The sequence below is a fragment of the Eubacterium pyruvativorans genome, from assembly GCF_900102225.1.
GTDB lineage: Bacteria > Bacillota > Clostridia > Peptostreptococcales > Anaerovoracaceae > Aminicella > Aminicella pyruvativorans.
In genome coordinates, this window is the sequence record NZ_FNBF01000039.1 from 1 (window position 1) to 8,917 (window position 8,917).

General features: G+C 48.1%; 9 protein-coding genes. 5 read left to right on the forward strand and 4 right to left on the reverse strand.

The window, feature by feature from the left end:
- On the forward strand, window positions 1-281 hold a 281-nt coding region (locus tag BLQ24_RS09575; protein WP_176755920.1), incomplete at its 5' end, for a transposase.
- A gap of 427 nt (window positions 282-708) precedes the next feature.
- On the opposite strand, the gene BLQ24_RS09580 is transcribed toward BLQ24_RS09575, so the two are convergent.
- Both BLQ24_RS09580 and BLQ24_RS09585 read right to left on the reverse strand, forming a co-directional pair.
- Window positions 709-1,491 (reverse strand): PhzF family phenazine biosynthesis protein, encoded by a 783-nt coding sequence (locus BLQ24_RS09580; protein ID WP_090164708.1) that lies wholly within the window; start codon window positions 1,489-1,491, stop codon window positions 709-711.
- Between the two features lie 511 nt (window positions 1,492-2,002).
- Window positions 2,003-2,239, reverse strand: a complete 237-nt coding sequence (locus BLQ24_RS09585) for a hypothetical protein (protein ID WP_090164709.1) — start codon at window positions 2,237-2,239, stop codon at window positions 2,003-2,005.
- A gap of 117 nt (window positions 2,240-2,356) precedes the next feature.
- Between BLQ24_RS09585 and BLQ24_RS09590 the strand changes: the two genes are divergently transcribed.
- Window positions 2,357-3,274: a DNA alkylation repair protein gene (locus BLQ24_RS09590; protein ID WP_242869634.1), complete on the forward strand. Its 918-nt coding sequence runs from the start codon at window positions 2,357-2,359 to the stop codon at window positions 3,272-3,274.
- Window positions 3,275-3,869: 595 nt separating this feature from the next.
- Window positions 3,870-4,118, forward strand: a complete 249-nt coding sequence (locus BLQ24_RS10225) for a hypothetical protein (protein WP_207644950.1) — start codon at window positions 3,870-3,872, stop codon at window positions 4,116-4,118.
- Here the strand turns inward: BLQ24_RS10225 and BLQ24_RS09600 are convergent.
- Window positions 4,115-4,693 (reverse strand): cytidylate kinase-like family protein, encoded by a 579-nt coding sequence (locus BLQ24_RS09600; RefSeq protein ID WP_090164711.1) that lies wholly within the window; start codon window positions 4,691-4,693, stop codon window positions 4,115-4,117. The genes BLQ24_RS10225 and BLQ24_RS09600 overlap by 4 nt on opposite strands.
- Window positions 4,678-6,090, reverse strand: coding sequence for an MATE family efflux transporter (locus tag BLQ24_RS09605; RefSeq protein ID WP_242869635.1), 1,413 nt, complete (start codon window positions 6,088-6,090; stop codon window positions 4,678-4,680). Before BLQ24_RS09605 ends, BLQ24_RS09600 begins: the two co-directional genes overlap by 16 nt.
- Window positions 6,091-6,505: 415 nt before the next feature.
- Here BLQ24_RS09605 and istA point away from each other — a divergent pair, with 415 nt between their 5' ends.
- Window positions 6,506-8,056: an IS21 family transposase gene (istA, locus tag BLQ24_RS09610; RefSeq protein WP_090164603.1), complete on the forward strand. Its 1,551-nt coding sequence runs from the start codon at window positions 6,506-6,508 to the stop codon at window positions 8,054-8,056.
- The gene (gene istB / locus BLQ24_RS09615; RefSeq protein ID WP_090164604.1) at window positions 8,053-8,829 is read left to right on the forward strand and encodes an IS21-like element helper ATPase IstB; all 777 of its coding nucleotides are present in this window, start codon (window positions 8,053-8,055) and stop codon (window positions 8,827-8,829) included. Before istA ends, istB begins: the two co-directional genes overlap by 4 nt.
- The last annotated feature ends 88 nt before the right edge of the window (window positions 8,830-8,917 follow it).

The window sequence follows — 8,917 nt, forward strand, 5'->3', positions numbered from 1 at the left end:
CCAAGGCGATCGAGTGCCTGGAAAACGGCCTGGATGAGTCTCTGACCTTTTATGGATATCCGGACCTTGATCCCAGGAAAGTCTCTTCCAGCAATATGATCGAGCGCCTGAACCGCGAGATCCGTCGCAGGACAAGCATCGTAGGCGTATTTCCGAACGAGGACTCCTACGTTCGGCTGGTGACAACCTACCTGATGGAATATTCTGAGGACTGGTCGACATCACGGAGTTACATTCGTGAATCCGCCATCACAAAAATCCTTGAACAACAGGCCGCCTGATCATTATCGGGGACTCAATGGAAACTTTTTGCGAACAATTCTTGACACTAGCGGAGGCGGTGCAGATGATGATTCTGCATTGCCTTCTTTTCTATTTCTGCTCAAATACCCTTTCCACAGTCACGCCAGAGCAACTCTTACATTTTTTCTAAAAGAAAACGCGGCACCCGCCTCTCTTCTCAGAAAGACGGATGCCGCAGAAATGGCTTAAACACGGGCTTTTCCAGCCCTCTTTCAATTTGTTCTTGTTAGCAGAGCCACTGTCTCGACGTGCAACGAGACAGTGAGGAACATAATCACGTCGGTTCTTGCTGTCTGGAAATTGGTCAAAGCGGGGATATACTGTTCGGGAATTTGTCAGAAATATGATGTTGCTCCATTACCTTCAATTGTATCAGCGACATTGCAAAACACATTGAACTGGAATCTAACTCTTTTCTACAAATAATTCATCAACAGAATATAATGCCGCCTTTCCTGCTATGAATATCTTTTTTCCGTCCTTACGGCAATATAACGTTCCTCCACGCTGTGATGCCTGAAATGCAACCAATTCATCTTTACCGAGTTTATCAGCCCAATATGGGATAATATGGCAGTGCCCGGAACCACAAACCGGATCTTCCGGCACTGCAAGTTTCGGAGCAAAACTGCGAGAAACGCAATCCTCATCACTGCCTTTAGCTGTTACGTGCAACAGCAAGCCATCAAGCTGTTTTATCTTCTCCAAGTCAGGAGTCAGTTCCCGAACGGCCATTTCATCCTTGAGTACACAAAGAAGATCTCTTGCCATATATGCTTCTAAAGGTCGGACACCTATCGCATCAGCCATTGCTTCTGTTACTTCCACAGGCCTTAGTTCATATGCCGGAAACTCCATTTCCAGTAAATCATCTTTCTTTGTAACAACCAAATCTCCAGACAGTGTCTCAAAAACAAGCATCTGTTTCTCTGTCTCAAAGAAACGAAACAGAACATAAGCAGTTCCCAGCGTTGCGTGACCGCAAAGATCAATTTCCCCTCCAGGTGTGAACCAGCGCAAGTGCCATTTATCTCCCTCTTTGACCGTAAAAGCAGTCTCGGAAAAGTTGTTTTCTCTGGTGATGTTCATCATCAGTTCTTCGTCCAGCCACTGCTCCAATACACAGACTGCTGCTTGATTACCGTGGAATACGTTATCTGTAAATGCATCAACAACATATTGTTTCATATTGGTTCTACTTTCTCCTGCTAAATTCTGATTTATATCTTGGAATACATATTGCAAATAGCCACGTTCTTTCCACAGTATAGCATATCAGCCTCATATAATGAAGTTACGTCATCAGCGAGATGGTGTCAGGAAGTAGTGGGAGTTTTTCTTGACAGATCTCCAAGTTTTTTTGAGCTGTACGCAGTCACTGTCTGGAACTCCTTCCAGCCCTTTTGCGCATGCTCATATTCAATCAACTTAGTCGGTCTCTTGCTGCTCCATAGCTCTGAATCAGCATCCGAGTCCTGCATCACTCCATCCCTGCGGCTCACGGCTGAATCGTTTCGACAGGATATGACTGACCAATCCTTCTGTGCAGCTTCCCGGCATGTCTATCTTGAATCGATTCACGATTGGCTCTCAATTCCCGTTCAGATAGACACCGAATCGGTTGACTTTTTCTGTTAGATCCCTGTTTCCCTTCGCGTCATCCAGCAGCTCCTGTATGCATCGGTCGACTCTGCTTTGATCATCTTCCTTCTCTGGCCTTGATCGTGAGTCCAAGCTGTTTCCGGCCAGCTTTGTCATTTCTCAATTTCTGTTCGAGCCCCTCCGCTGCGGCGCGAATGAACCTGGCGGTCGTTTCCTTGCAGCACTTCATAAGCTTTGCACTGGTCTCTTCCCATTTCATACCCTCGTGAGGTTTTAGTGTTTCCAGAACATTTTCCAGGAATTCAGTTGCGATTTCATGTATAATAGGTGTCATAGGGATCTCCTTTCGAGTGCATGATGTAATTTGTTCACTATTATCTTAGCACTTGGAGATCCCCTTTCCAGTTTCTAAACTCCCACTAATACTTTACACCCTCGAGCGAAAGATCGGATGAAAGTTCAGAAACTTTTAACCGGCCAGATTTTGTCTCTCAGCGGGTCCAGTCATCTTCCCGGTGAGGCCGGCCGGAAACTCAGCGGAAGGCTGATCCTGTTTGCGGCAGTCGTGTTATACCTTGTCATGCTGCTTTTGACGACCAGGGTCTTTCACCGCATCGTGACCACGGAACTGGTCCTGATCACCGGCTGGGCCGCGCTGGAAATAGCCAGAACTTTACCATATAGGAAGGGAATCACCATGACCGGGACAAAACAAATATGCCAAGAGCTCGACGAGAACTTCCGTGCGGCCGCGAATCCTGATGACGCCGTTCATATGGCTGCCTATATGCGGAATCAGTTCGCTTTCTATGGCATCAAGGCCGCAGCCAGAAGAGCCTGCTATAAAAGAATCTTAAAGGAAGAAATGAAGAAAAAAGAAATAAACTGGGAACTTCTGGATCTCTGCTGGGAGGATGAACACCGGGAAATGCAGTATTTTGTGGCAGATTACCTTTTCAGGCTCCATAAATACCTGACGGTATCCGACATTCCGCATCTGGAGAAATACCTCCGATCAAAACAGTGGTGGGACAGCGTGGATTCTCTGGATGAAATCATCGGAAACATTGAATTTCCAAATCCGGAAGTGGACCAGCTGATGCTGAGATGGTCGAAAGATCCCGATTTCTGGGTCCGCCGGGCCGCCATCGACCATCAGAGAGGAAGAAAAGAAAATACAAATGCAGATTTACTTAAATCGATTCTCGTAAACAATTTCGGGAGTAAAGAATTCTTTATCAACAAGGCCATAGGCTGGGCCCTCCGTGACTATTCTAAGACGAACCCAGACTGGGTGAGAGAGTTCATCAGAGAACACCACAGTGAAATGGCGCCGCTCAGCATCCGAGAGGGGTCGAAGTACGTTTAAGAAATTATGATGCACAATTAAAGAGCTCGTATTATTCAAAGGATTAATGGATCTCCTCCCGGCATATCTTGTAAAAGTCGTCCACGATCGGTGTATGGTGATTGGCTGTCAACGCTCCGATCATTCCAGCAGAAATTGTAGAAGATGGTAAGGCTGGATTTCCGGTCAGCAATTTTGCGGCCTTTCTCCCGGGCGGACTCATACATAGCAGCCATTTTCTTTGCAGCCGGATAGAAACTCTGTCCTGCCGGTGTCAGCGTGATCCCATGTATCGACGGTGTACTTGCGGCCACTCAGAATTGTATTGAGCGTGTCTGTAGCGTGTCTGTTTTGTCAATTTTCTGCGTAGTCTTTATCCCTCATCATTATTATCGGCTTCAAAAATCTCCGGTGAGTTCTGCCGTATGTATTACTCGTGGTGCTTCTTTTATGTAGCGAGCGGATTCTCTGGAAAAGTCGCTGCGCTGCAGCAGGATCGTCAGCGGATTCGTCGTATTCGTACCAATTGTTCCGGTTGAGGCCTCGTCTCCTTTGATTTTCCTGTACTCGTTGGAGGCCAGAACTTGTTGATCCAGAATGGGTATGGGTGGTTCTGATGGTATTCAAGAGACCTGTCCATGATGAACTTCAACCCGCCGCCGTCCCTCAATACTACGTCGAGGGCGACCACGAAGCGATCATTCCGAAGGAGCTCATCGAGAAGATCACCGTCTTCGCCGACCATTTCACCGTGGAATTCAAGTCTGCATCACAATCGACATCGAAGCACAAAAAAGCTCCTTTACTACCGATAATGGCAGTTTGGGAGCCTTTCATCCTACTTCCTATCTTCTGCTTTCTCTAATATAATTGGGCGATCAACTCCGCACACCTATCGATACCAAGTTCACCACTGTCGAGGCATACGTGATAGTTTTGAGCATGTCCCCATTTCATATCTGTATAAAAACGATGATACGCTGCCCTGCGTTTATCCTTTTCCTTCAAACGCTGTTCAGGACTTTCTTCACGCTCACCATACTTTCTAACGATACGCTCAGCCCTTTTTTCAATACTTGCATGGATAAATACTTTTAGGCAGTCTGCTTTCTCCCTGAGAATATAGTCTGCGCAGCGTCCAACAATAACACACGATCCTTTTCCCGCTAATTCCTCTATAACTCTGCTTTGAATATTCCATAGCTTATCCTGATTTGTTAATCCCATCGTGCGATCTGTAAAAACCGTAGACAGCCAGCCTCCAGAGGCATATTCTCCCTCTTCTTTAATATAGTCAGCGGTGTATCCGCTTTCCTCAGCAATCTTTTGGATTAGCTCCGCATCGTAACAGGGAATGCCCCGTTTTTCAGCCACTTTCTTGCCGATTGTTCTCCCGCCACTACCGAACTCTCGGCTGATTGTAATTACTCTGTTAAGCATGGTTTTTCACCTCCCAATTGTTTATAAGTCTTGAAGATTAAAATGATTGCAACTATAAATGTGAGAATGTCCGACAGCGGCATAGAATACAAGACCCCATCGAGGCCGAAGAAAACTGGCAGAAGCAACGCAAAGCCGACACCGAAAACAATCTCACGAACCATGGAAAGCACCGTTGATTCCGCTGCCCTTCCCATCGCCTGAAGAAAGATAAAGCAGGCCTTGTTCACACAAGCGAAGATCATCATGCAAAGGTAAATACGGAATGCCTTAATCGCAAAGTCCGTATAGTATGCACTTTCATTTGCTGCGCCAAAAATGTTAATCAATTGCTGCGGGAACAATTCTACAATGAGAAGTGCTATAAGGCCAACTGTAGCTTCTGCAATAAGCAGCTTTGTAAAAAGCTCTTTAACACGATCTTTCTTCCCGGCTCCCATATTAAATCCAACAACAGGAATGCATCCGGCAGCCATACCGACAACGATGGAAATAACGATCTGGAAGAACTTCATGACAATACCAACAACTGCCATTGGAATCTGCGCATATTGTTCCTGACCGAAAACCGGATCGAGCGCACCATATTTCCTGATCATATTGTTGATTGCCGCCATTGCCGCAACCAAAGAAATCTGTGACAAGAAGCTGGTTATACCAAGAACAAGCGTCTTACGGCAAACACCTCCGTCCATCTTAAAGTCTGTTTTCGTGGGCTTTACCAACTTCATATGAACGATATACCAGATTGCAAGAACAGCAGTTACAACCTGTCCAAGAACAGTGGCAACAGCTGCACCCATCATGCCCCATTTAAAAGCGAAGATAAAAACCGGATCAAGTATAATGTTGATCACTGCACCTGCAAGTGTGGATGCCATAGCAAACTTAGGACTTCCGTCTGCTCTGATGATAGGATTCAGAGCCTGCCCAAACATATAGAACGGAATGCCAAGCGTAATGTAGAAGAAGTATTCCTTTGAATGCCGGAATGTCTCTGCATTCACGGTTCCTCCGAACATAGCAATGATCTGATTGCTGAAAATCAGATACACTACACAAAGCAATATGCCGCTGACAATTACCATGATTATCGAATTACCGACGCTCTTCTTGGCGATTTCAGGCTGTTTTCGTCCAAGACTCAGACTTACAAAGGCACAGCAGCCATCGCCAATCATGACAGCAATCGCCAGTGCAATAACCGTAAGAGGGAAAACCACCGTATTGGCAGCATTGCCATATGAGCCAAGATATGATGCGTTTGCGATAAAAATCTGATCGACAATGTTGTAGAGTGCGCCGACCAGAAGAGAGATGATACAGGGAATCGCATATTTCCGCATTAATTTGCCGACATGCTCTTCCCCTAAAAACTGATTTGTTTTCTGTTCCACTGGAATCACATCCTTTCAAAAAAATAGCGTGTATCCATCAGCTGGTTTTACGCCAATGGCTACACGCTATACTGTGTCGTAACGATATTCTTTTCAGTCCAGATAATCGCCAACGGGACTTGTGTTGTACTGCTTAATGATTTTGATCATGACAGAACCATCTGACTGAGTTTCTTCGCTGACGATTTTATACTTCGTCCGGTTCATGTCCAGAGAGGCTTTATACTTCTCAACCTCTTCTGATTATTCCGGGCTCCTCAGAGCCACCTGTCCGGACTTTGAGAGCCACCATTCCGGAGAATGAGAGCCACTAATTCCGGAGTTTCGGAGCCACTTTGCGGCTCCTGAACCATAGATTCCTTTATACTGTACAGGCACGCTCCGGCGTGACTACAGATAAAGGAGGGTCACCATTATGACCAAGTATCGTGAGATCCTTCGGCTAAAAAGCCTGGGATTCAGCGACCGGAACATTGCACGAAGCTGCAGTGTTTCACGCAACACGGTCAGGCGCGTGATCGACAGGGCTGATGAACTAAGCATCTCATGGCCTCTCGATTTCGGCATGACCGACGGCGCACTTGGGGAACTTCTGTTCCCGAGTGAGAAATCGGCAACAGACAGACGTCTGCCCGATTACAGTTACATCCGCAAGGAACTTTTGCGGAACGGTGTTACCAAAAAGCTTCTGTGGATCGAATACTGCGAGGAATGCCGGCAAGCCGGTGAAGAGCCTCTCATGTATTCCCAGTTCTGTGAATACATCCGCAGAGACGAGCAGAAACGCCGTGCAACCATGCACATCCCCCGGAAGCCCGGTGAACAGATCGAAGTCGACTGGGCGGGCGATCCTGCACACATCATCGATCCGGACACCGGTGAGATTACCGACTGCTGGCTATTCGTGGGTGTTCTCACCTATAGTCAGTACACCTACGTCGAAGCTTTTATGAACGAGAGGACCGGGAACTGGATCAGGGCCCATGTTCACATGTTTGAATTCTTCGGCGGCGTGACACCGATGCTTGTGGCCGATAACTGCACGACAGCTGTCGATCACAGAAAGAGCGACTGGTATACACCGGTGCTCAATACGACGTATCACGAAATGGCGGAGCACTATAACATCGCGATCCTGCCGGCCCGCGTGCGCCGTCCCAAGGACAAACCGAACGTAGAGGGCTCCGTGGGCAAGATATCCACATGGATCACAGCCGCCTTACGGAATGAACAGTTCTTCTCCCTGGCTGAGCTGAACTCAGCCATCCGGAAGAAGCTCGACATCTACAATGCCAGACAGTTCCAGAAAAAGGAATGCAGCAGGCTCAGTCTGTTTCTTGGGGAAGAACAGCCATTACTGGCACCTTTGCCTGCCACACCCTTCGAACCGGCTGAGTGGAAAAGAGCCACCGTCCAGTTCAACTATCACATCGCAGTAGACGGTATGTACTACTCCGTGCCTCATCAGTATATCAAGGATAAGGTCGATGTGCGGGTGACAGACACTACTATTGAAGTTTTTTACAATCACGACCGGATCGCTTCCCATCGCCAGCTTCACGGCAGGAGGGGCCAATATTCCACGGTCACTGAGCACATGCCCGATGACCACCAGAAATATCTGGAGTGGAACGGCAGCCGTTTCCGCAGATGGGCGGATCAGATCGGGCCGAACACACGAAAGGTGGTCGATGCGATCCTCACCTCCGGCCGGGTCGAACAGCAGTCGTACAGAAGTTGTATGGGACTGCTGAGACTGGCAGACAAGCATACGCCGCAGCGCCTTGAGAAAGTCTGTGAGCGGGCACTGTCCTACAGCGGGAAACCCAGCTACAAAAGCATCAAAAATCTTCTCACTGTCATGAAGCAGGAACCGGATACCGGCCTTTCTTCAGGAACAGATGCGCAGGCGAAGCCGCGCGGTATAACCAGAGGCGCCAGATACTACGGAGGTAAACGATCATGACAAACGAAAGCACCATTAACAAACTCATTGAAATGCGTCTTACCGCTATGGCTGACGCTTTCCGTATCCAGAAGGATGACCCTTCCATGAAGGAAGTCCCCTTCGATGACCGGCTCGGCATGCTTGTTGATATCGAGTATACCAGCCGGAAAAACAACCGGCTCAAAAGGCTGATCCGCAAAGCGGAGTTCGAACAGCCTGACGCTTCCGTCGCTGCGATAGATTATCACTCCGGTCGGAAGATCAACAAAGCCCTGATCGAGCGCATGGCGAACTGTGAATACATCACAGAGTACCGGAACATCTTCATCACCGGCGCAACCGGAAGCGGAAAGACTTACATGGCCTGCGCCTTCGGCATGGAAGCCTGCAAGCAGTTCTATACGGTCCAGTATGTCCGCCTTCCGGACCTGCTCCTTGACCTGCAGGCAGCCCGGGACAACGGGAACTTTCCCGCCGTACTCAAGAAATACACAAAGCCGGTCCTGCTGATCATCGATGAATGGCTGCTCCTGAAGCTCACCGAGCCGGAGGCCAGGAACTTGTTTGAGCTGATCCATAAACGCAGGAAGAGATCTTCCACGATCTTCTGCTCCCAGTTCCGGGAGGAAGAATGGTATCAGCAGATCTGCGGCGGCGAGAGCACTCTTGCCGATGCGATCATGGATCGTATCTCCTACGATTCCTACAAGATCGACATTGAAAGCGCTGATCCATCCAAAGATATCTCCATGCGAGAAGTCTACGGATTGGATCCTGAAAAAGCAAGGTAACCAATAATCATGCGGGGTGGCTCCGAAAGTCCGGACAGGTGGCTCCGCCACCACCGGACAGGCGGCTCCGCCGCCCCGTAATAATCAT